The 23,346-nt window shown below is 40.7% G+C and carries 18 protein-coding genes and 1 pseudogene; 4 read left to right on the top strand and 15 right to left on the bottom strand.

The annotated features are described in order from the left end of the window. Window positions 1–611: pseudogene (locus tag ASL19_RS11500) on the top strand (ATP-binding protein); the annotation flags it as partial. Between the two features lie 168 nt (window positions 612–779). Here the strand turns inward: ASL19_RS11500 and ASL19_RS11495 are convergent. The 10 genes from ASL19_RS11495 to ASL19_RS11450 all read right to left on the bottom strand — a co-directional run bounded on the left by ASL19_RS11495 (window position 780) and on the right by ASL19_RS11450 (window position 14,934). Then, complete coding sequence (locus tag ASL19_RS11495) at window positions 780–3,353, bottom strand: glycoside hydrolase family 15 protein (protein ID WP_082604690.1); 2,574 nt, start codon at window positions 3,351–3,353, stop codon at window positions 780–782. A 212-nt stretch (window positions 3,354–3,565) separates the two neighbouring features. After that, window positions 3,566–4,978: a Dyp-type peroxidase gene (locus ASL19_RS11490; protein WP_057178451.1), complete on the bottom strand. Its 1,413-nt coding sequence runs from the start codon at window positions 4,976–4,978 to the stop codon at window positions 3,566–3,568. 76 nt (window positions 4,979–5,054) lie between these two features. Then, window positions 5,055–7,031 carry a galactose oxidase early set domain-containing protein gene (locus tag ASL19_RS11485; protein WP_057178450.1) on the bottom strand — a complete coding sequence of 659 codons (1,977 nt, stop codon included), beginning with the start codon at window positions 7,029–7,031 and terminating at the stop codon, window positions 5,055–5,057. Between the two features lie 9 nt (window positions 7,032–7,040). After that, entirely contained in the window at window positions 7,041–8,066 is a 1,026-nt protein-coding gene (locus ASL19_RS11480) for a sugar phosphate isomerase/epimerase family protein (protein WP_057178449.1), read from the bottom strand. Window positions 8,067–8,163: 97 nt separating this feature from the next. Continuing rightward, window positions 8,164–8,562, bottom strand: a complete 399-nt coding sequence (locus ASL19_RS11475) for an SgcJ/EcaC family oxidoreductase (protein ID WP_057178448.1) — start codon at window positions 8,560–8,562, stop codon at window positions 8,164–8,166. A gap of 93 nt (window positions 8,563–8,655) precedes the next feature. Next, a complete protein-coding gene (gene iolE / locus ASL19_RS11470; RefSeq protein ID WP_057178447.1) occupies window positions 8,656–9,756 on the bottom strand; it encodes a myo-inosose-2 dehydratase in 1,101 nt (366 codons plus the stop codon). A 134-nt stretch (window positions 9,757–9,890) separates the two neighbouring features. After that, on the bottom strand, window positions 9,891–10,559 hold the full coding sequence (locus ASL19_RS11465; RefSeq protein ID WP_057178446.1) for a pentapeptide repeat-containing protein: 669 nt from the start codon (window positions 10,557–10,559) through the stop codon (window positions 9,891–9,893). A gap of 60 nt (window positions 10,560–10,619) precedes the next feature. Continuing rightward, window positions 10,620–11,108 (bottom strand): hypothetical protein, encoded by a 489-nt coding sequence (locus ASL19_RS11460; RefSeq protein ID WP_057178445.1) that lies wholly within the window; start codon window positions 11,106–11,108, stop codon window positions 10,620–10,622. 132 nt (window positions 11,109–11,240) lie between these two features. Next, complete coding sequence (locus tag ASL19_RS11455) at window positions 11,241–12,371, bottom strand: ferritin-like protein (protein ID WP_057178444.1); 1,131 nt, start codon at window positions 12,369–12,371, stop codon at window positions 11,241–11,243. Between the two features lie 88 nt (window positions 12,372–12,459). Further along, window positions 12,460–14,934: a LamG-like jellyroll fold domain-containing protein gene (locus ASL19_RS11450; protein ID WP_082604689.1), complete on the bottom strand. Its 2,475-nt coding sequence runs from the start codon at window positions 14,932–14,934 to the stop codon at window positions 12,460–12,462. A 550-nt stretch (window positions 14,935–15,484) separates the two neighbouring features. On the opposite strand from ASL19_RS11450, the gene ASL19_RS11445 reads away from it, so the two are divergent. After that, window positions 15,485–16,180 carry a rhomboid family intramembrane serine protease gene (locus ASL19_RS11445; RefSeq protein ID WP_057178443.1) on the top strand — a complete coding sequence of 232 codons (696 nt, stop codon included), beginning with the start codon at window positions 15,485–15,487 and terminating at the stop codon, window positions 16,178–16,180. 30 nt (window positions 16,181–16,210) lie between these two features. Here the strand turns inward: ASL19_RS11445 and dnaB are convergent, their stop codons facing one another. Continuing rightward, window positions 16,211–18,388: a replicative DNA helicase gene (dnaB, locus tag ASL19_RS11440; protein ID WP_057178442.1), complete on the bottom strand. Its 2,178-nt coding sequence runs from the start codon at window positions 18,386–18,388 to the stop codon at window positions 16,211–16,213. Between the two features lie 58 nt (window positions 18,389–18,446). Here dnaB and ASL19_RS11435 point away from each other — a divergent pair, with 58 nt between their 5' ends. After that, window positions 18,447–18,908: a DUF29 domain-containing protein gene (locus ASL19_RS11435; RefSeq protein ID WP_235528989.1), complete on the top strand. Its 462-nt coding sequence runs from the start codon at window positions 18,447–18,449 to the stop codon at window positions 18,906–18,908. A 98-nt stretch (window positions 18,909–19,006) separates the two neighbouring features. Here ASL19_RS11435 and rplI read toward each other — a convergent pair whose 3' ends face one another. Both rplI and ASL19_RS11425 read right to left on the bottom strand, forming a co-directional pair. Beyond that, the gene (gene rplI / locus ASL19_RS11430) at window positions 19,007–19,465 is read right to left on the bottom strand and encodes a 50S ribosomal protein L9 (RefSeq protein WP_006277038.1); all 459 of its coding nucleotides are present in this window, start codon (window positions 19,463–19,465) and stop codon (window positions 19,007–19,009) included. Window positions 19,466–19,611: 146 nt separating this feature from the next. Next, window positions 19,612–20,181 (bottom strand): DUF3318 domain-containing protein, encoded by a 570-nt coding sequence (locus ASL19_RS11425; RefSeq protein ID WP_057178454.1) that lies wholly within the window; start codon window positions 20,179–20,181, stop codon window positions 19,612–19,614. Window positions 20,182–20,254: 73 nt separating this feature from the next. Between ASL19_RS11425 and ASL19_RS11420 the strand changes: the two genes are divergently transcribed. Next, on the top strand, window positions 20,255–20,494 hold the full coding sequence (locus ASL19_RS11420) for a hypothetical protein (RefSeq protein WP_006277041.1): 240 nt from the start codon (window positions 20,255–20,257) through the stop codon (window positions 20,492–20,494). 3 nt (window positions 20,495–20,497) lie between these two features. On the opposite strand, the gene ASL19_RS11415 is transcribed toward ASL19_RS11420, so the two are convergent. Both ASL19_RS11415 and ASL19_RS11410 read right to left on the bottom strand, forming a co-directional pair. Further along, window positions 20,498–21,193 carry an N-acetylmannosamine-6-phosphate 2-epimerase gene (locus ASL19_RS11415; RefSeq protein WP_057178440.1) on the bottom strand — a complete coding sequence of 232 codons (696 nt, stop codon included), beginning with the start codon at window positions 21,191–21,193 and terminating at the stop codon, window positions 20,498–20,500. 23 nt (window positions 21,194–21,216) lie between these two features. Then, the gene (locus tag ASL19_RS11410) at window positions 21,217–23,208 is read right to left on the bottom strand and encodes a GAF domain-containing sensor histidine kinase (RefSeq protein WP_057178439.1); all 1,992 of its coding nucleotides are present in this window, start codon (window positions 23,206–23,208) and stop codon (window positions 21,217–21,219) included. Window positions 23,209–23,346: the final 138 nt, after the last annotated feature.

Here is a 23,346-nt window from a genome sequence, read left to right as displayed (position 1 = left end):
CAGATACCCCAGAGGATGATCGGCGGTTTTTGCTAGATTTAGGCTTAGTTAAGCGTAGTCCTTTGGGTGGACTAACCATTGCCAATCCCATCTACCAGGAGGTGATTCCTCGTGTTTTATCCCAGGGTAGTCAGGACAGTTTACCTCAAATTCAACCCACTTGGTTAAATACTGACAATAGTTTAAATCCCCAAGCTCTATTAAATGCTTTTCTAGAGTTTTGGCGACAACACGGGGAACCATTACTCAGAAGTGCGCCCTATCATGAGATTGCTCCCCATTTGGTATTGATGGCATTTTTGCATCGGGTAGTTAATGGTGGTGGTACGTTAGAGCGGGAATATGCCATTGGTTCTGGGAGAATGGATATTTGTTTACGCTATGGCAAGGTGGTGATGGGTATGGAACTAAAGGTGTGGCGTGAAAGAAAGTCAGATCCGTTAATCAAGGGTTTGACCCAACTGGATAAATACCTGGATGGGTTAGGATTAGATACGGGTTGGTTAGTGATTTTCGATCGCCGTCCCGGTTTACCACCCATGGGAGAGAGGATTAGTACGGAGGAGGTTATTAGTCCTAATGGGCGCACCATTACCCTCATTCGTAGTTAGATTCCCATAAATTTGAACCACACCTTAAATTATTGCCGATTATGCCCAAACACTTTAACATTTAGGGTTATTTAATTTAAAAAACTCCCCATCCTAGACGGTGGGGAGTATGAAGGAGACTGTTAATTTTTAGATCGGTAAAAATCTAAATGATCACAAAGAGTGGAATTATAACTTATCGACTTGTGAAACTTCCCCACTTACAGGAGTTTGTAAACTGTGTTTTTCAGCTTCTTCCCAGATAGTTTTACCATTGGCATCAACTTTGACAAACTTGTACTCAAAGCTAGTAGACGCAGGTAAGGAGACCTTAACGCTCCAGGTAGGATAACTAACCGCAGAGAGCTTAACACCGGAAGTGGGTTCCCAATTGCCTAGTAAGGGACTATTGCCAACCAAATACACATTCTCACCTGGTTTTGTGGTTGCATTTTTAGCGGTGAAAGTCACATCAGTTTGGGGTTTGTCACAAGCGTAGCGTTGACAAACTACATCCGGAGCATCACTCTTACCATCTTTAACGGCTACAATCAGGTTAATATATTCACCCATAGCCCAGCTAAGAGGACGTATAGAGCGTGTGGAAGTGCCAGGAAGATGAGATGCGGGAGTAATTGTTTCCCAACCTGTAATGGTAGTGCTGTTATTCCAAACTTGCTCAGGAATAAATCCTGCTTCTGAAGACATGACTTTCAGATCTTTCAGATATTTTTGACCAGCACACCCATTACCAGATTTAGCAATTTCGTAAATCCCACGTTCAGCGGTGAAAATTGGCCACAGACGACCACGACCACTAGTATCAAAATTACGGTCGTCATTGTATTCACCATAGCCATCGTAGTTATACCGGAACCAAGCTTCCGCTTCTACACCATCCTTAGAAATGGTTTGTTTCAAAATTTCATCATATTCAGGAATGGTTTCTAGAATTGTCCAGTCGTTGGCACTCATCACCCCTAAACGTACCAACTCTAAAAAGCCACCATCAATGATGTAGCGCTGATCATGTGTTCCACCACCATTACCATAGGTCAGTTGCACACCATCATTGGGATTTTTATCGCTGGTGATTCTTACATAATACTGTTTATTACCATGATAACCAGTAGTTGTAAATGTCCAATTGGCAACGTTATTACGCCACTCATCGGCTTTTTTGAGATAATACTCAGCCGCACCTGGATCATTGGATTTTTTAGCCAAGTCAGCTGCACAGACTAATCCTGCAATTTCAGCAGCAATGGTGGAAGGTGAATAACCACGCATTTCTTCCCAGCGTTCTTGCTGAGTATAGGGTCCATATTTGGCTAAATATTCAGCTGCTAACTTGATTTTAGGCCACAAATCCGTGCGGTTAAGTTTCCAAGCCAAGATGATGGGCATTCCAGTTTGGTCCATCTGGGTGCCATTCCAGTATATCCTACCATCTACATAGTTATTTTGTGGAAAACGACCAGGACGAGAATAGGGATCATCACTGGTAGTAGTCTGCATCTGAACATTGAAGAAATAGTCAACAGCTTCATTAGCTGACTCTGTATCACCAGCAGCAATCAAAGAACTAGCAAATTTGAACAAGTCACGGGGCCAAACCAGGTGGTAACCACCTTGATTTTTATCAGTGTTAGTTTCTCCCCAAGGTGTAGCAGGTCCTGCTACCATCGCACCATTACTCTTGTCTTGAATACTCTTCAGATTCATTGCTGCTAGGTAGTACTGGTCATCAGCCAATCCATTTTGATCACTGAGTTTAGCAGTATAAGCTACCCATTCTTTGGTGTAATCATTTTCTACCGCAGCCAAATCACTATTTAGAGTAGCATTTGCTACATCCATGGCAGCTTGCTCACTGTTACCAAATGCCAGTGCCACGTCAAAAGAAATCTTGGTATCAGTGGTATTGCCAAAATCTACCCAGCCAATTTGAGCAACGTTTCCACCAACAGCATTATCATAATGCCAGTCCATGGTTTTATCGCCTGCTCCAACAAAAAGGTCTGTATAGCCATCGTTTTGAGCCACAAACCCATTAGACACCATTAAAGTGCCACCAACGGTCTTCCAAGGTAGGGAAGTAGTGACAGCTGAAGAGGTAGAATTAGGCTCGGAAGCGGCTAAAAAGGTTCGACCATTGGATGACAGAGTGCGAGAGTTATCTCCACCCGTTGCTTGTGGTCCACTACAAGTATTAGCAGCACTACCACTACCCGAATTGTTGATAGATGGATTATTCAGCAGGTAGAGGTTATAGTCTTGGACTGTCTTTCCTGGTTCAAGAGTAGCGAAAGTAACTCTTTCAATTACAGTAGGACGATTGGGATCACTAAAAAATCTCTTAGTAATTTTCCAACGTTTGTCTTTATCTGTAGTTGTTACTTCCCACACCATGGAGCGTTTATTAACCTGAGTAACTTTATGGTCTTGCTTGCGCTCTTCGTCACCCCAGGTTCTTTTGGCATCGGTGACTAAAAATTGCAAGTCAACATTTTGCACGTTATCCACAGTGGGATAAAACACCTCTGTTAAAATACCTTCTCCACCAGTGAAATAAACATTGGATTTTTTGCTGGCTGAAGTACCCACAAAATCCTTGACTGAGGTTGCCCACAAGGAGGAAGCTCCAGGTGCACAAGGTGCATTTTCCGCTAAAACAATTCCAGGATCTAGAAATACTGAACCTAGAGATACACAGGCAAAAACAAGTGATGCCAGTAAAATTGATAACTTTGACTTTCGCATAAGGTTGAAAACAAGGAGAACACTTAACTCATCAATTGTCATCGGCACAAGTAATAGTCGTATTAAATACTAACTATTATTAATATCACATTAGTAGATAGTAAATTAAAAACTCAAAATCTACTTATGTTGATTGCTCCACTACCCACCCTCCACCCTCAAACTGTTGTAATGTCATGATTTTAACATAGTTATTTTGGCATCATTGTTGGTTAACAAGTTGTAATATTTTGGAGGAAACTAATACTAGGAGCAAAAAAATACTCTCCTCCTTTCATATTTACCCATAGTTTAAACGGGTGCTGTAAAGTTTTAGCCTGTCCCCAAGTTATTGGCCACTTTTGTGTTCCTTCTGGTTGACCAATGAGGGGATCTGGTCCAACATTAGCCTGAACAAAACCCCCAGCATTTGCCCATCTGGTTTGCATGAAATTGAACTGGTTTTCAATATCCGCTTGAAAACACATAAATAGTAGCCCTGAACCCTCTTCTGGTTCCTGTATGGGATTATTAGTTCCATAACTAACTCCCCTTCGGGCAATACGATGTTTTCTCTCCACGGCCAAAGCTTCATCAAATCCGGGAGAAGACACCACTTTTCCTGTGTCTCCACGGGGGTTCATTTTGCGCACGTGGGCATGAAATGGGCATTTAGTTGCAGTAAGATCCTCATCATAATTAAAGTTATTAGTTGGATTGTGTAAAAAAGTTGGTATATCTGTAAGAGTCACTGGAGTGCCATCATAGAAACGACCTACAACTAAAGCTCCTGCTAAGTCCTCTTTCACCTTAAGAGCATTAGCTAATTCTTCCTGTGATTGTCGAAACGCCTTAATATTTTGTTCTAGCTTGCGATATACTAGGTAGCTACCATAGCTATCCTCCTTTTTGCCATTGGGGTCTGGAGTCAAAATAATATCCAGAGAAGCTCTGGAGTCCCATTGGCTAAAACCACCATCTTGAACACGGGAGCGGACAACATCTCGCTTTAAAAAGATAGGTTGGCTCAAACCGTCGACGAAGCCAAAGTGCTCAACGATTTGTCCCGCTTGATTTCGCAGGATAAATCCGTCTTCTCGATGCACAATACTAGCCACTTTGCGTAGTGATTGCATCATTTGATTTACCCCTTGCAGCAGGGCAATAATGTCATCATCCGCAATAAGGATTAATCCGTGAATTTGCTGTTGAAATCCAGGTTCCCACTTATCAATTTTTGGATCTCCTAAAACAGCTCTGATGTCCTCATTTTTCATTCCCTGACGGAATGGGTTGTCTGCGGGAATCAAAAAGGGTTCAATTTCTAAATATTCATAACCTTTACATGATAAGAAAAAGTTGGTGAATAATCCACCTGATATTCTCTTTTGCCGATAGTTTACTGCTTCATCCGATTGCTGCTTAGCAGATTTTAAATACTTTTTGGCAAAATCCTCAATCCATTGCTTAACCTCAATGGTTTTATCTGGTTTAAACTCCACAAATAGGTGAACGCTATGGTCACGTCCATGTCCCCTGAGGATATTACCCTGTAAATCTTCCAGTAACCCCCCGTATTTGCCAGGATTTTCTGGGTCTATGCCGTCTTCTGGCAATTTCCGTAAATCTTCTTCTTTTAGTCCCATGGTTTGTTCTTTTTCGTAGATGTTAGTTGATTTACTCTGAGAGAGGACCCTAGGGTCCTCCTGTGCTGATTGTCACCTAGCTAGCAGCTTCCAGTTTTACCATCTTGGCCATAGAAGGTTTACCTACATCATTTAGGTAAAAGATCATGTAGTAACCCGGGGGGTAGAGATTAGCATTTTCCGGAGCTCTGAAGACAATATTAGATGGACTAGATGAGTCTTTTGCAGTTGTGATCAGTCTTACATTCCACAATTCTGCCAACTTTTGTCCATAGTCGAAGGAATGAGTAACTGCTCCTAGCTTAACTAAAACCACAGAACCTGTTGCACTAGCATTTTTGACAAATAATACTCCAGGTTTGCCATATACCACGGTTGTTGGAGCATCAAGTATTTCAGGCCGTGGTCCACTTTTGAATAAATAGGGCGGACTAAATATTTCAGCTTGCCAAATTTCCGCTGGCACAAAGGGTTCGCTATCTCCTTCTAGAAAGTAACTTTGAGGAGATTTGTAATACTCATCGACCGTAAATTCTTTCTTTTGACCAGATTTGTCCTTTAACTCAGGAAACTTGTAATATGTTTGTGGATCTCTGACCGCATTAACGTGTACAGTTCCATCTTTCTCTAGTGAAGCCCTATTGGCATTACCACCAATAACTAGAACACGAGCATCGGGCAATAAAACCGCCCCATTATGGTATAGTCTAGGCAAGTTAGCAGGGTTCATACTCTTGGTAGTATAACCCCCGGGGGCTTCAGGATTAGGTGTCATTAACAAAGGTTCATATACGGGTTTGTATTCCGGATATTGACCACCATTGACCACTAAAATCTCTTTGGTAGGTAGAATTACTGCTTCTAAATTGGCTCTAGGTTTGTCAAGAAAGTGATTGACTATTTCCCATTTGCCATTTTTCTCTCCACTCTTGTCCGGAGATACCCAGCGTTGCAAGCTATCAGCAACTCTAGAACCAGCAGGAAATCCTTTTGTGTTTCCCCCTCTACCAAAGTTAATATCGTTTGTGCCGATAATTCCGCCTAGTAAGAGCACATCTTCGCTATTGGGAACCTGTATAGCAGTTCCATAGGCTTTAGATGTTTCAGCTTTTTCTGGACCTATTTCAAAACTGACTGCGAAACTGCCATCAGCATTTTCTTTGATAGACATCAAATAGGTTTTTTTGCTGGACTGGGAGACTAAAACTCCGCCAATACCACCATCATCTCCAGTAATTAGTAGTCTACCATCTTTGGTAGGAAATACTCTAGGATAAAGGTCTATCGTGTCGTAGCTATCAACATCCTTGAGTTTAGTGTTGAAGGGACTGTTTTTAATTCTTGTCAGGTCAACATAGGAAAATTTCTGGGTTTTGGGATCGTAGATTTCCAAACTAGGGTTAATCTGGTTAGGAGCATCTAGCTTCAGACCGGAGAAAATCACCACCTTACCATCAGCTAAGGGAATTAAACTGGGATACCATCTTCCTTGTTTTAATTGACCTACAGTAGACCATTTATCAGTCTTCCAGTCATATATATTTACTTGTCTAGAACCGGTAAATGCTCCCCCTGGATAATAGCGTCCAGTACCACCAATAAATAGAACATTACCATCTGCTAATTGTAAATGACCAGAGCAGAATAAATCATTACTCTCACCAAATTGCATAGCAGGCGGAGTGGAAATACGCTTAAATTTTCCACTAACTGGATCAAACAAACTAGTATTGTCAACTATCTTATTGTCTGTGACATCTACTCCCTCAATAAACTTGTTATTGCCATTTTCATCTTTGGTTAGAGTAGTACGAAAGCTACTTCCATTCAAGGTTAATACCTTACCATTGGGGAGAACGATGGTATGAATGGACTGCATCCGGTTTTCTGGTGGTGCAAGAGGAATAGTTTCCCATGCTCCCATTTCTTTTTCGCATCCAACTGCTGGCAATGCTATTGTTTCCTCAACCCCACATAGGATGAGGGCCAAAGCCAGGAAAAAAGTCAGAAAAACTGATAGAATGTTAACCGACCTGTTATTTTTCAATACCATTATTTTTGACTACTTGGATTGTATTTTGCTCAATTGTTTTTGGGTAATTTCAATGGCTGATTTTGCAATTTGATAGGCGCTCGGGTAAGCATTTGCACTGTCTTCACCAGGAATCCAAAACTTACGTCTAGTGAGTCGGAGTAACTCCTGAAATTCAGGAATGGCATTAAAAACTTCAATGGAAAAAGGTCCTTTGTAGACCGGTACAATTGGTTCTAAAAATGATTGCCAGGGGATCCAACTAGTGTGCACAGCACCCCTGTCTGGAGGAGATATTTGGATATAATGGAGTCTTCCTTCACGAGCTAGGTGTTCTACTTGAGTTTTAAATATTTCTGGCCCATCCCCGTCTAAAATTTCATGGGCACTATCAATAACTACTCCTACCTGTTTACTTTGTACTCCTCCCAAAAACTGAATTAATTGAGATAGTTTATTCGGTGCTGGCGTTTCCCAGTGGGTAATTGGTTCAATGGCTAATTTAACTTTCTTCGTTTCCGCGTACTTACCTAACTCATTTAGGATTGGTCGGGCGTTGTCATAACGGTTTTTTAGCTGTTCTTGTAGTTCATCACTCCAAAAATACTCTTTTTTAGGTTCTTTTCCACTAGATGGTTTTTCAGGAAAAGCAGCGTAGGGAACAATAATTGGACCCATCATGATTTCACCACCCAATGCTTGGGTAATATCAACCCTTGATTTCAAGTATTCTAATGCTTTTCTTTGTGTTTCTGGGTTTGATGAACTGGGATCTGCTGTGGGAGTAACTCCAACATTAGTACTAATTTTAATGTGACTTAATCCCTGTTGATCTAAATGACGGCGCAAGTTGGTATAGTTAACTAAGTCTTCTGCGTATTTTGCTGATACATGTTCTGTCTCCTTTGGTGCAGCAATGGGAAACTCAAATCCCGTATAACCATAACTTGCTAGCTCTTTAATATGTCGAACGACAGTCTCCCGGTACTGCTCATCATGGGGTTTCACATTGCTTGTGAACATGAAAAAACTAAAGTAAATTTCTTTGCCACTCATATATTATCTACTCACAAAAATTTAGTTGGGTTGGTAAGTCTAATGAAGGAGTATTTTGGGGTTTAAAATCCTAGCCTGGGGTTATCAACTAACTTAATTAGGGTTTGTTATTCCAAATTTGGCGATCAATTTTCCATTTCCCATTTTGCCTTTTCATTATCCATAATGCATGAAAACGAACAGTTTTGGTAGGACCACCAGCTATGGGAGTAATTTGGGCTATGGAAAAGCCTATTACATAACCTAAATCGCCAATAACCCTGATTTCTTCGGCCGTAAATTTTGGATCTATATATTTATCAGCGATCTGATTCATAAATCCCAGCTTAATATTAGCAGCTCCGCAACGGTTCGTATCATTTGGTGGCATCCAAACGGCATCCTGCGTATACATTTGAGTATAAACATCAGGATTACGTAATCTCATGGCATCTGCATAATCGCTCTCAAACACTTTCTTAATTTCTTCTACATCACTCAAATTCTGAACTTGCATAATTCTATTCCTGATTCCTGGTTATGTGAGAGTAGAACTAGATTAGTTTCTACTCCCCACTCAAAAACTAGTTGAATAAACTAAAAGGAAAAACTAAAAACCTATTAGTTTTTGCAGGTATTGACGAGCCATAAGTGCGTATTGCAATGGCTCAGCCTTGTTAGGATCTTGCTCAGCTTCCACCATTAACCATCCTTGGTAGTTAACCTTGGCAAGTTCTTGTAAAATGGGCTGAAAATCAATGGCACCATTGGGATCTCCAGGAACAGTAAATATTCCTGCACGAATGGAATTTAAAAAGCTCCGACCAGTCTTCCTAGAATCATCTAATACCGACTGGCGAATATTCTTCAGGTGCACGTGCTTAATTCGATTGGCATGTTGTTTTGCTATGGTTAGAGGGTTAACTCCTGCATAGTACAAGTGACCAGTATCTAGGAGCAAGTTTACATATTCAGGGTTAGTGCCAGCCATCAACCGGCAAATATCCTGAGCGTTTTCTACTCCAGTGCCAATATGAGGATGATACATTAACTGCATACCTTCTTCTTTGGCCCTTTTACCCATTTGATTCAAACCCGCTAATAAATCAGACCATTGTTTACCATCAAAACGAGGTCTGTTGACTAATGGATCCACACCTTTATCCACACCGTTCTCGTCCAGAACTTTTTGCTGATGAACAGCACCACCTAATTCAGCCACGACTATGGTGTTGCCTCCCATCGCTTTCATGAAGGCTATTTGTTTCTCTAATTCATCAAAGGTCTCTTTACCTTTGCCTATGGTAAATTCAGTTCCTACCCAAGGCTCAGAAATTCTCAGTCCCCTAATATTTAATTCCCTTTGTAAATCCACAAGCGCTTTCGGAAATTTAGGTGCATTTTGTGTGCCCTTATAACCCGACAGTGCAATTTCGCTGAGGATTTGTTGGTATGGAATGGGGGGATTGAGATCAATAGTTAAATCATCACTGTTGCTCCACCCTGTTGGTGTAATACCTAACTTCACTTTTGTACTATCAAATGTGGGATCCAACAGGGGTTTGGTTGTAGAGGAAACCAGGGACACTAATACTGAATTGGAATCACTGGTAGCAGCCATTACGGTTAGTGGCAAGCTAGTAATGCCAACTAACAGTAAAGTAGCTAAAACTATTGATAAACGAAAGATCCTGCTAATTTTTGACAACATGGTTCTTGTACCCTAAGTCAATAATTGGTGTTGATTAAGTTACCTTTCATACCGCTTGTAAAAATGTATTCTAATCATGCTCTTAGAACATATAAAAACTCTGCGGTATTAGTTTTGGTAGTTTTTTGGTTGTTTTATTTCAAGGCGCCGAATTTAGACAGATCGCCATTGTAAATAGTACTGTCAGGCATTGTGGACTCAAATAAGTCGGTTTTAATGAATTTAGCTCCCTGAAGAATCGCCTTTGATAATTTTGCTCTTCGCATCTTACTTTCAGAAAAATCTGTGCCTGATAGGTTAGAACGGGAGAGGTTAACCTTTTCTAAGTTTGCAGACTTTACCACAGCTTCGGTTAAATTAGCATCGGAGACAATTGCTGAATTCAAATCAGAACTACTTAAATTTGCCCGGAACAAGTTGGCTTTATCTAGCAAGGCGTTATACAATTCCGCATGGAAGAGGTTAGCACTTGTTAGGTTGGCCCCTGATAAAACTATACCAGTCAAATTGCCATCGGATAAATTAGCACCCGTCAAGTTTGCTCCATCTAGCTTGGCATCATTCATCAGAGCCTTAGAAAGGTTAGTGTTAGAGAGATTGGCATTACTTAGTGCGCTGCCATATAAGTCCTTTCCTGCCAAGTCTAGGTTTGATAAATCACAACCAACACAGGAATTTGTTTCCAGGAGCTTATTATAGTCTTTGCAAACAAAAGCCCGAGCTGGCAAGCTGAATACTGTCAGACTAAGAATTACGGCCAGAGCAATTGCGGAACCTTTACGCAAGCAAGATACAATGTTCATTTTTGTTTGGGGAGAATACTTATTGGATGAAGTGCGGTTAGGGAAAGATCAACACTATGGTTATTTCTGATCCAGAGTTACCAAGGGAGGTTCACTCCAAGTACCATATCCTTGACCTTTAGCTCCTTTGGGGTTCACACCAACAGCTGGCCAGAGTAATCCCTCAGGATAAGCAGCAGATGCGGGGATAAAGGTTTTATCATTGGGCATTGTGCCATAAACATCTCGCCACTCTTGAGGTAATTGATACCATGTGGACAAGTACCAGAGCTTAATGATATTCCGGGCAATTGGTCCCAATTTTTCTGACCCTAATATATTCAACCGCAATCCTTGGGTAAGGATTGATTCTTTTCCCTGAGCTTGAGAATTAAGGTTGTGAAAGGTAGTTAATAACTCCTCAAAAATTCTCTCTCCTACCACACTATTTACCGTGTCAAAGTAAAGACTGGTTTGTCCGGTTCCTTGAAGATGAAATCGAGAAAACCCAGTTAAAACCACTGATAAATCCAGAAAATACCCTACCAACTCGGGTTTTTGATTGCCCATCTGTTGTTTACCTCTACAAGAACATCGTCACATTTTTTCAATCGGTCAAATTTACTTACCCTGGATTACCTGTCTGCTCTAACACTTGGTGCGGTTATTAAACAGTGTCAGACAGTTATCACCCATAGTCTTTTACCAAGGATAGCGTTTTTGTGGATCTTGAATATTAGGTATGACTCGGAACACAGGAGCACCATGAAGTCCTTCAGCATTTCCGGGGATCGGATTACGGATCAATTGGGCAGCAAGTTCTTTGAGGCGGAACATAGCCCCTACTGCTGGGATCAATTTCTCCCGCTCTCCTGTAAAAGAGGCTTCAATCTCTGCCAAAAATTTGCTGTACTCTTTTTGGAATGCTACTGCTGCTTGACGCAGTTCTCCTTCCGGATAGTCTGCTAGTGTGGCATTGGTTTTAATTGGATAAACCTCGTCCCAATTGACTTTTAAAGACTCCCCAGATGGTTTGTGGGGTGAGTCAGATTCTAAAGGATCGTCATGGTTAATGGTATAAAACTTAGTCTGTGTGAGCTGCTCAAAACGATAGAAGTGGGCCATTTCTCTTTCCGCATCATAGATAGCCCCAATTCTCGAACCTTCCCCTTGTTCCTGAATAATTCTGATGGCGCGGATAGCTGAACGTAAATCTGTCACTTCAATGATATCCCCACCACCGTTGTAATAGTATTCAGGGGTAATCTGTAACTTAGGATCTCCACAGAATAAGGCATCTCCTTTTTCCTTATACAAGGCATTGAGACCACGAATAATTTCTGCATAGAAGAGTCCAATGCTATAAAAAGTATTGGCAGGATTGCCCTCATGAATAGTGAGGAAGTTCTGTTTCTCTTGTGTTTCTCGAGCTACCACTAGGGGTTTATCCTCTTCTACCTCTTCTGCACGCTCGATCTTCATGAAGGTAGCGATCGCCTGAGGAGAGAATTTTATTAAATCGACTTCGAAGTCACTTGCTCCAGTGGGAATAGGAGTTGGGTAGTTGGGGATAAAATCTGGGTGTGTCAGAGTACCTTTAAGACTCCCTCCCACCGCATTCAACACATTAGACACTAAACTCAGGTGCAGCATTTCTTCTACAGCTACCTGTCGAATAATATGAAAAGCGTCCACATTCTTGCCGGGTTTGATAGAATACAAAGCCGTCAAGTAAGGGGGGATTGTTGCGTGTTCCAGTCTAAGTGCCTGCTTGAGATAGAAATGCAGATTCTCTACTGTCTTAATCAGTGTATAACCAGTTTGTGTGGACATATTTCTCCCAGTATTTTCTCAGTAATAATCTGTTCTGAATTCAGAAAGGAGGACTAACAATACCCCCAAAAAATTTCCTGACAAAGACTTATAACTCTTTGAGCATCTGTTCAGCAGCTTTAAAAGTGAGGGCAGCAATTGTCACAGTGGTATTAGATGTACCAATTGTGGGCATACTACCTGAGCCGACTAAATAGAGATTAGGATGATCCCAAGACTTTAGATTTTGATCCACCACTGAGTTTTGGGGGGTAGTTCCCATAATATGGGTACCGGAGAAGTGGTTTCCACCCTTGTAAACGTAACCCGATCCTTCAAATTCAAAATATCCGGGATCCTTGGGGTCATAGTGGGTATAGTCCTCAGCACCCAAACGCTGGAACATCAGACGGGAAACTTTTCTGGTATAGGCCAAAGTTCTTAAAGAATAATCTGGCAGGTTATAATTAATTACCGGGCGATAATTACCCAGCTTATCCTTGTACTTCGGATCTATGGTTACACGGTTACTGATATCGGGAGGCATTTCACACATAAATGCTAGTAACAGTTGACGCGAGATTCTATTAATCAGAGTTTCGCGCAATTCCGCACCATATTTATTTTTGTGATCAACAGCATCAAATAATTCCGTATCAGGGGATCCGGTTGCCCATCCCCAACCATCATTGTGAATATCCATAGCAAATCCAGATTGTTTGGCACGGAATGTTCCATCTCGCAAAGTGCCAATACCTGAAGTTACCAAAGGTCCACGCATAGTTCCAGTTACTTCTGGCATCAAAGCCCAAGCTAAAACGAAGGGGTGATCCATCAAATGGCGCCCAATCATATCACTTGTATTAGGTAAATTACAAGACAGCATGAGCCGGGCATTTTCCACAGCATTTGCTGCTAGCACAAACAATGTCCCCTCAACTTTTAGAGGAGAGTCAATGGAACCGGTTTTTTCATTTCCATAGTACTTGTACTCAATGCTTTCTATACGCCCATTTTCGCGATTGTAGTTGATATGGAAAGCTACTGCTTTTGGTAATATGTGAACACGACCTGTTTCTAGAGCTCTTGCTAGAGTACGGCGAGCATCGTATTTAGCTTGGGCGGGACAAATTGGCACACAATTAGCGTTCCCTTGACAACGTTCTCCATATTGAACAGGAGTGACACTGCTAACCCCTTGCGGCACAAATAAATTACCATGATCATACTTAGGATTGGGTATGCCATTACGTCCCTGGGGGAAGGTAGAGAATTTTAACTCTACGGTTTCACCACACACCTGAACCTTTGTGCCATCCACCTTTTCTATAACTTTCTGGTCTAGGAATGATGGTGGCATCTTTTCCATGGGAAAGACGTATCCATCTTCAAATTTGAGACCTAGGCTTTTCTGCTCTTCTACATCTCCAGAAACCCCTATTTCATACTCTGCTTGTTGATAATAAGGCATCAGGTCGTCATAAGAAATCGGCCAATCCAGACCCTGTCCATAGAGGCTTTTGGTCTTGAAATCATTGGGTAACATTCTCGGTGTCTTCGCTTCCCAGTGCATGGTTGTTCCCCCTAGAACCCTAGTGTAAGAACCTCCAAGAGTCATGGGACCCTTTTCTACAAAATACCCATTATCGTCCATGGGACTTTGGACATAGTGGTTTTCTGGATAGGGAGAGTTGGGATGCTTTTCTGTGGATCCATAGAAGGTATCCAAATAATGTTGAAATCCTGAAAGGGTTAAGTCCTTAGCCTCTCCCGCTTCCAGAATTAAGACGGTTTTGCCCTGCTGACTTAATCGTTTAGCAACAATGGCTCCAGCCACACCAGCTCCAACTATTACCACATCATATTTTGGTAACAATCTATCGGGTGTAATAAATGTTGTTGTAGTTGTTGTTTGATTTTGATTCACATTAGGCTCCTGAATAGGGAGTTCTTCCTTTTGCCAAGTAGCGCCAAGAATGGCACCATGCTTAGCATTTTTGGTTTTATCATTGGCATCCCCATTTAAAGGGTAATAAGCTACCAATCCCGCTTCACTTCCACTTAGGCGGCGGTTCATGTTTTGTTCAATTTCCTCTGGGGTGCGGGCAATGTTCCACAACCTGACCTCAGCCATTTTACCTTCAAAGTAACCATCGTTTGACCAGCTACTCTTTCCTATGTAGTTTAGCTTGCGAACCACATTGTCTGGAAGACGGAATGGTTTTGTTTGAAGCAATTTACCATTCTTGTAGAGTTTAGCCTCCCCGGATTTATTGATGGTAGCAGCTACGTGTGTCCACTTACCTATCTCTAAGGAGTTAGGAACTTCAAAAGCATATCCCCCCGTACTAGTACCAACAAGATGGAATCCCAGGGAATTAGATTTTCCTGCATGACCTAAGACAATATTTTTCTGTCCTGGTCCGTTGCCAAACTCAACAATTCTTGACCAATGCTGTTCAAAACTACCGTACCAGACCCATGCTTCTACCGTAAACCCCTGGGAGTAATCAGTATTGTCTGTTGGTAAAACTACATGATTGTCTTTTCCATCGAAGCAAAGCACATTTGATTTTTGACTCACTCAGCACTCCTATTTCAGACTGTTATTTTTCTTAAAAAGCCCCGCGCGGGGAAATTTTGCTCTGAGAAGTTTTCAAAGCTGAAAGTAATCTATCACCTTCAGATAGTAAGGTCTAGATATATAAACAAATATTTAACATTTCTTTACTTGTAATTCTAGGTCTAAATGTTTTGTCTTTTCCATACCAAGATATAGCTAGAGTCAATAAATACCACAACCACTCTGAAAATTAATTCTCAAGTAATTGACGGATTTTCCTTCATTAGTCCCCTTTTATCAACTATTTTTGGCTAACGCTGCAGTTGTATATATGAACACCTCACTCAAATTTATCTCCGTGTGGTATATGTATAATCTAGAGAATATCTAACTAAAATTTTATACTACTACCTTGTATTTTTTGCTGTATATGTATATTAATATTGGATACAATTAAACTGAGTTTTCGATTAAATTTGCAACTATAATAAAAAGCGAGATAACAGTATCGAAACCAGATCAAAGTGTGTAAAAATGATTAAAAATCAGCAGACAGTTTCTAAGCACAATTATGATTCCTATTACTGATAACTTTTATAGCTTAAAAAAGCCGAATATTACTTATGTGATAATTGGTATTAGCCTAGTCATATTTTGTGCGCAACTTATGTGGGATGTCAATGGTCAACTAGGTAACTTTATCAATAGTTGGACTACTATTCCTCGAGAATTCTCCCGAACAATCTCCAGTGCTATTGATGACAGTTTAGCTGCTTGGGTGGTTGTAGGGTGGCAATTATTCACCCTACCCGTTTCCCTATTTATACATGGTAGTTTTGCCCAGCTGCTGGGTAATATGTTATTTTTGTGGGTATTCGGAAGAACATTAGAAAGAACCATAGGGTCGTATCAATTCTTGCTGTTATATTTAACTGCTGGCGTGCTGGTAGGAATAATAGAGATTTTTGCCCAACCGCAGTTAACAGCACCAGTTATAGGTAGCACTGGGGCGATCGCCTGTATTGTAGGTGCTTATATTATGCAATTTCCCCAAATTAAAATCTATTCTGTTTTACCGTTGGTAATTGTTTTTATTCCCCTGGAAATTCCCGCAATGTTTTATTTATTCTGGTGGTTTATCCAACAATTTTTTTATGGAATTGGTGGATTAAATATTCCGGGTGGGTTTAATAATTGCAGCTATGGGAGTCAATTAATAGCCTTACTGATAGGTGTGGTTTTCATGGGGATTATACGGTTTCGGTAAATCCAGATTTTCTGCTTTCAACTAATAATTTTAATAGGTCTTAGGTTTGGCTAGATTTTTAAATTTTGTAAATTGGGGGTCAAATAGAAGTTTAACTGTTCCCGTGGGACCATTGCGATGTTTGGCAATAATAACTTCTGCTATACCGCGATCGGGGGTATCGGGTGCATAATATTCTTCGCGGTAAAGCATAATAACTAAATCCGCATCTTGTTCAATGGAACCAGATTCTCGCAGGTCTGACAACATAGGACGTTTATTAGTTCTAGCTTCCACACTTCTACTCAACTGAGATAGGGCAATTATGGGAACTGATAATTCCCTGGCTAAACCCTTGAGAGAACGGGTAATTTTGGATAATTCCTGTACACGATTGTCTCCCGCACCTTCCATTAGTTGCAGGTAGTCTATAACGATTAGACCTAGTTTGGAATTCTGTTGTGCTTGTAGTTTTCTAGCTTGACTCCGCATTTGGGTGATGGTAATATTGGGGGTGTCATCAATAAAAACGGGCATTTCTGATAGCAAACTAATAGCGCGACTTAGGGGTTCCCATTGGGTTTGACTGATCCTCCCGCTTCTTAAATAACCGGTTTCAATTTGGGCCTCACTAGCTAATAATCTTTGTACTAGCTGCTCTTTAGACATTTCTAAACTGAACACTGCTACCGGTAATTTATAGCCTACGGCAATGTTATGGGCTAGATTTAAACAAAATGCAGTGTTATGCACACAAATGTCATTGGCTATAAAGTTATGAGTATGTGGTATGGTTAGGTCATAGACCCGTTTTTCCCCCAAGTTCTCAATGGCTATGATTTCATCCCAGTAGATTTCACAGTCTGTCTGGGTTTCTATTGGTTCTAATGTTTGCGCTACAACACCAATCTCGAATCTCTCGATGGAAAGGGGTTCTGTAATTTCCACTTGCCAAGTGGTTTGGGTAGTTTGCTCTTTGTTATAGCCTTTTCCTAATCTGGCAATTATGCCAAATCTTAATAATAAATGTTGAATCTGTCTTGCTAGTTTCTCCTGGTTTGTTCTATAGGTCGTCTGTAATTTTTCTTTGATAGCTAAGGTGTGACCTTCATGCTCTATATTACTGATGAATAACTGATTTAAAAACAAAGCTATTTGCGATCGCCCTAATTTAAAAACTATGGGAGGTATGGTTTTCTCCATATTGCCATTTCCCAAACAATGGGCTATAATTTTGAGCTGACCATCACCAATTTTTTCCTTACCAAAGACATTGATTTGAGCGGGAACTGCTATTTTAGCACCTGGTTTGAGATCTGCTAACTTTTGCCATCCGGTTGGGGTTAAGTAAGGATGAGTAATGGTGGTATCAATAGAACGACCTAATGCAGTTGTAACCCGAAAAACTGGTTTTATGCCATCGTTGACAAATCCACAGGGTTGAGTAAAACTAAATTTCCAATTTGGGTTCAGGGTTAATACCATACCCCCCTTTCGGTTGTATAACTCTTCAATGGTGACAATTTCTCCATCTGCTAAGACTATTTCCGAGTCATAACTTACACACTTCCCCATAGAAGGTCTACCCGCGACGATAATTAAATCAGAACGCTGAAAACCGCTGGTCATGGCGTCCAAATCATAAAAACCACTAGGAATACCCGGTAAAGCAACTCCTTCATGACGGGTTTCAATTTCCTGAAAGGTATGAACTAGGGTATCCGAAATGTGAACTAGTCCCTCCTGGGGTTTTTCTTGGGTAATTCCAAAAACCTTCTGCTCTGCTTGATCTAAAACTATTGGTAATTCTGTCTGGGTCTCAAATCCTAATTTGACAATTTCATTACCTGCTTTAATTAATTGTCTACGCAGATACTTATCCATGACTAAATCCGCTAACATATCAATATTTACTGATGATACGGTGCGGTCTATCAATGTAGCTAGTTTATTTCTACCGCCAATACGATTTAGCTTGTCATTACCAGTTAGCCACTCTGTTAGGGAAAGTAAGTCGGTTGGTTTATTTTGGTTATTGAGAATTATTGCTGCTTGATAAATTTCTCTATGGGCATTAACATAAAACGCCTGGGGAAGAAGACGATCCCTGATTCTACCCATAGCTTCTGGATCCAAAAGAATACCCCCCAAAATAGCCTCTTCCGCTTCGATGTTTTGGGGAGGAAGCTGATCACTACTATTGCCTTGAAAGTTCAATTCTTTAGCCATAAATGATTGTAAACTTAAATTGTTGACATGGTTTCTGAAATGGATAATGTTATTGATTATGACGAATGTTCACACCAGTGATTATGAAGGCCACTATGACGCTGATTTTGCTCTCTGGGTTGAAGAAACTGTGGCCAAGTTAAAATCCCAGAATTTCCAACAGGTAGATTGGAAAAATTTGATCCAGGAGGTGGAATCCTTGGGAAAAAGTCAACGCAGTTCTGTGCGCAGTTATTTAGTGCGTCTGCTAGAACATTTACTGAAACGTTGCTATGTGCAAACACCCGATTGTAATCGTAGTTGGGAAATTGAAATTCGGAATTTTCGCCAACGTTTAATGTTTGAGTTGGAAGATTCGCCAAGTTTAAAAAATTTTATTTTAGAAATTTTGCCCAAGTGTTACCGAATTGGGTTGGATAACGTGAAAGATAGTTATCCCAGTGTTATTTTTCCCGAGGATTTCCCTTTTTCTCCTGAGCTAGAAAGATTATTAAATGAGAAATTCTGGGAAAAAGGTTAAATGCCTGTTTGGGCAATTTGTGATGCGTTAACCTGGCGTAACGCATCCCACTGAACGGTGCAATCATTAATCAATGGTTAATGTGACCTATAACCAATTTAGCTGGCTACAACCTCAATATCAATTTTAGCAGTCACTTCTGAGTGAAGTTTAATATCCGCTTTGTAAGTACCCAAATGGTTAATATCTGGAATAGTTATGCCACGTCTATCAATTGTTTGCCCTGTAGCTGCTTGAATAGCATCTACTACATCCTGGGTGGTGACAGTACCAAAAATAGCTTCGTTCTCACCTACCTGTTTGGCGATCGCTACTTTAACCAGTTTCTCTAAAGCAGATTTTTGCTCTTCCGCTTGTTGCTTGAGTTCTAGTTGACGTTGGCGTTCTATTTCCCGACGACGCTCTACTTGCTTTAAAATGCCAGGAGTTACCTGGGTGGCTAAACTCTGGGGAATTAGATAATTCCGCGCATAACCAGGAGCTACTTCCACTAGATCGCCGGATTTTCCTAGTTTGCTTACATCTTTTGTTAATACTAACTGCACTCGTTTGACCATTGTCTTTGTTGTTTCCTATCAAATCTCATTTAATTGGGTGTCAGCAGGATGGCTCACCAAAGTTTAGCTTCACCTGGAACGACTTGTTTGATATCCCAAAGTTATGAATTATAACCTATTATTCCAGGCGATCGCAATAGGTGGAATTAACTGGCGATCGCTCGCAAATTTTGACAACGAATTAATTCATTAAAATTGAGACCTAATCTTCCCTCAACTTTAGCAACTGTCTCAATAGCAGTTAACAAATGTCCAGCTGCTTCTGATTCGGAGTATCCTCGTTTTTGAGCAATAGCGATCGCTGTTTTATCAGCTTTCAGTTGTAGTTCTTGAGACTTATTGTTTTGCCACAGTTTTACGCCACTTGTGACGGTTAAGCCACCGGCTATGACTAAACCAACTATATCACCCTGAAGAGTTTCTATTACCCCTCCTAATAGTCCTACGAGGACTGCTCCCTGATAAATATCCGGTTGTATCCATTTGATTCCTATTAACCAACTCGTGTGATACAATATTAAGAGGTCTCTTTGTGGCTTTTTTAACTGTCTCCATAATTCAAAATTGATATATACCGGTTTACTCTGAATCCAAGGTAGGGGAAACTCTGCACTAATCACTTGATTCTGTTCCGGTTTGCTGATAATTTTAATTGTCATGCGTCCGGAAGCTGGTACTATATCCAACAGACGACGAATTTCAGTATTTGGATCCATCATAAAGACTTTCAGGTCTTCCTTGAGAACTAATCCCATATTTTACCGGATCTAGGTCGGAGAATTTGAACTCATGGATGCTTTTGCAGCTAACCCACCAGAATGGACGGATCGGTCAGTCCACTCTTATAACTTTTTTTGCCCTAAATGTGGCTCTGGTAGCAGGGAAGCAGTGGGAGTCTGGTTAAATCGAAGATCCCCTGTGACAACCCCAGAGCAACGTCGTAAGTGGCAAGAGTTTTATCTTTGTCACTGTGGTTGTGCTTGGTGGGCCTGGAGTACGGATCGTCCGTCTCCTAAAAGGTCTGATTAAGGTTTAAATCCTTTTTATGTAGGCTTTAACTAACAGATCAATTCCAGTAATTGCTGTGCCTACTACAACCGCATCCGCACCCAGCTCTAATGCTTTTTTTGCTTCCTCCGGGGAGGAAATCCCCCCTTCACAAATCACAAGAATGTCTGGGTGTTCCACTTTCAGGTTTTCTACTATGTGTTTGAGAAGTTCCCACCCAGGAGGAATGAGGTTTTTGGTTTCTTCTGTGTAACCAAAAAGGGTTGTACCCACTATGTCCGCACCGCTATCTATAGCTAATTTAGCAGATGTAAAGGTGTCTACATCAGCCATCACTGGTTTACCTATTTGTTGATGAATTCCCCTAATCATATCAACTAGTTTTTCTCCTCCTGGACGTTTTCTTTGAGTTGCGTCTATGGCAATTATGTCTGCTCCTGCTTCTGCAACAGCTAAAGCATGGTGAAATTGAGGGGTAATGTACACATCTGACTCTGCTACAATTTGCTTCCATAAACCTATAATTGGCACTGGAACTTTTTCTTTCACAGCTTTGATGTGATTGGGAGTATCAATTCTCACGGCTTTAGCACCATTATTTGCGGAGGCTTGTGCCATAGCTGCTATGATGGTGGGATTATGGAGTGGTGAGGTAATAGGAGCTTGACAAGACACAATAAGTCCTGATAGTTCCGGTAGTTTTGATAGTAAATTGTTCATATTGTTAATACTGTTAATATTGTTTATTTATCAAAAACCGAGCTAGGGATCCAGACGGTAAAGATTGAGCCAACACCTACTGTTGACTCCACTTCAATACGACCACGGTGGAGTTCCACTATTTGTTTAGTTAGGGCTAAACCAATGCCTGTACCTTCATAGGGACGATGATAGGAGGCATCTACCTGCTGAAACTTTTCAAAAACCAGGGGTAATTTTTCTTCTGGAATGCCAATTCCAGTATCTTCTACTTGAAAGATAACGGTATTGTCTTCTACCCAAAATCGGAGGGTGACATTTCCACCTTGGGGTGTAAATTTGATGGCATTAGTTAATAGGTTCCAAATAATTTGCTCTATTCTACCAGGATCGGCGCTAAATTGATCATGGCGTGGATTTACCTGCACGTCTAGTTTCAAGGTAACTTTGGCATTGGTGCTTTTTTCGAGTAGGGAATCTACTATATTTTCTGCTAACCTAGTTAGGGAAAACTCACAAATATTTAATACAGTTTTGCCAGCTTGAATTTGTGATAAATCCAGAATATCATTAATCATGTCTAAGAGTCTTTCACCACTGTCGTGGATTGTTTGTAAATATTCCCTTTGTCGTGGTGTCAGTTCTCCCAAAGGCCAACGTAATAAGGTAGAGGACATACCAATTACATAGGTAAGGGGGGTTAATAGTTCGTGACTAATAGTAGCTAAAAACTCATTTCTAATTCGACTGGCTGCTTCTGCGGCTAAAAGTGCTTCCCGCAGGGCCATAGTTCTTTCAATTACTCTTTGTTCTAAAGTTTGTTTTTCTTGGGTTAATTTGCGTGTTGCTTCCCGCAATGAGTCCATTAATTGTGACTGATTAATGGCGATCGCTAACTGTTCAGCAATGGAAGATAATAGGGCTTTTTCGGGTTCTGTCCATTGTCGAGGAGCATGACATTGGTGAGCAATTAGTAATCCCCACAGTTTGTTTTCAAAAATAATTGGTGCCACCACTTTAGCACGAATTTGATTGGTTCGGAGGAAATTTAGCAGGCAATTTTCCAGTATGTAGGTTTTTTCCACATCTTCCACGACTAAAATAAAACCCTGGTGATATTTTTGCCAACATGGGGAGTGCACTGCTAAACAGTCTTCTTGGGAGTTTAATATGGAGTTGATTGATTCTCCACCAAGGGATTCATAAATTACACAGCCTCCATTGTGTTCAGAATCTTGGGTAAACCACTGATGATCTACGGATCTAGGAGAGAAATATTGAGATTGGGGAGATGTTAAAGAATTGTTAGGAATAAGATCATGAAGATTATTAATGGGATTATTAATAGGAGCTGAAACAAATTTATAAATTACCAGTCTATCCAACTCTAGAAATTCCCGCACTTGGGTGATTGCTGTAGACATGATTACGGGGAGATCTAAGCTTTTACGAATTTGAGTAGTTACTTGATTTAAGAGTTTTTCTTGGGCAATTTGTTTGGTAAGAGCATCTTCCACAGGTTTACAAGTAAACCCTTCTGGTGGTAGAGAATGCGGATTAATTGTATTTTGACTAATAGTAGGGAGTAAATATTGTAACAACAAAATTGTGAATTTACTTTGGTAAGTGGCATTATTTGCTCCCAGGAGTTCTCTACACTGTAAGATATTTTGATGAATGTGAGAATTAGCAGCAAACAATTCGCTTAGTCTAGTGGCAAAATTTGCGATCGCCTCCGAGTTAAAAGTGAAGTGAATATGGAGGGACTCCAAAGTTGTATCCGATATGGACTGACCTTGTTGAGCACCGTCTGGAAGATTGCCAAGTAAAAGAGCGCTAAATTGCTGAGAGACTACAAGAATAAATCTTTGTGGTTGCCACCCTGGGGGAACAGAGATTCGTACTAACACTGCTTCTGTAAGTATGAGAGCAGCACTATCTACTTCGTGAGCTACCTGATGCAACAAATCACCAAGTTGATTAAATATACTCAAAGGTAAGATGCCAGCAAAGCTCAAATCGGTGTCACTAAGCATTTTGAAGATTTTAATGAAATGGGCGGAATGCCTGAAAGTTGGAAAAAACAGGCCAAATAATTCCCTTGCTTGTGGGTAATTAGTTGTGGTATACTGGTTTTTTAGGTGGTTTTATCCATGGTACTATGGAAGGTTGTT

The organism is Cylindrospermopsis sp. CR12, assembly GCF_001432185.1.
Taxonomy (GTDB): Bacteria; Cyanobacteriota; Cyanobacteriia; order Cyanobacteriales; family Nostocaceae; genus Raphidiopsis; species Raphidiopsis raciborskii.
Note: the sequence above shows the minus strand (reverse complement) of the source record. Positions and strands in the feature narration are given on the sequence as shown.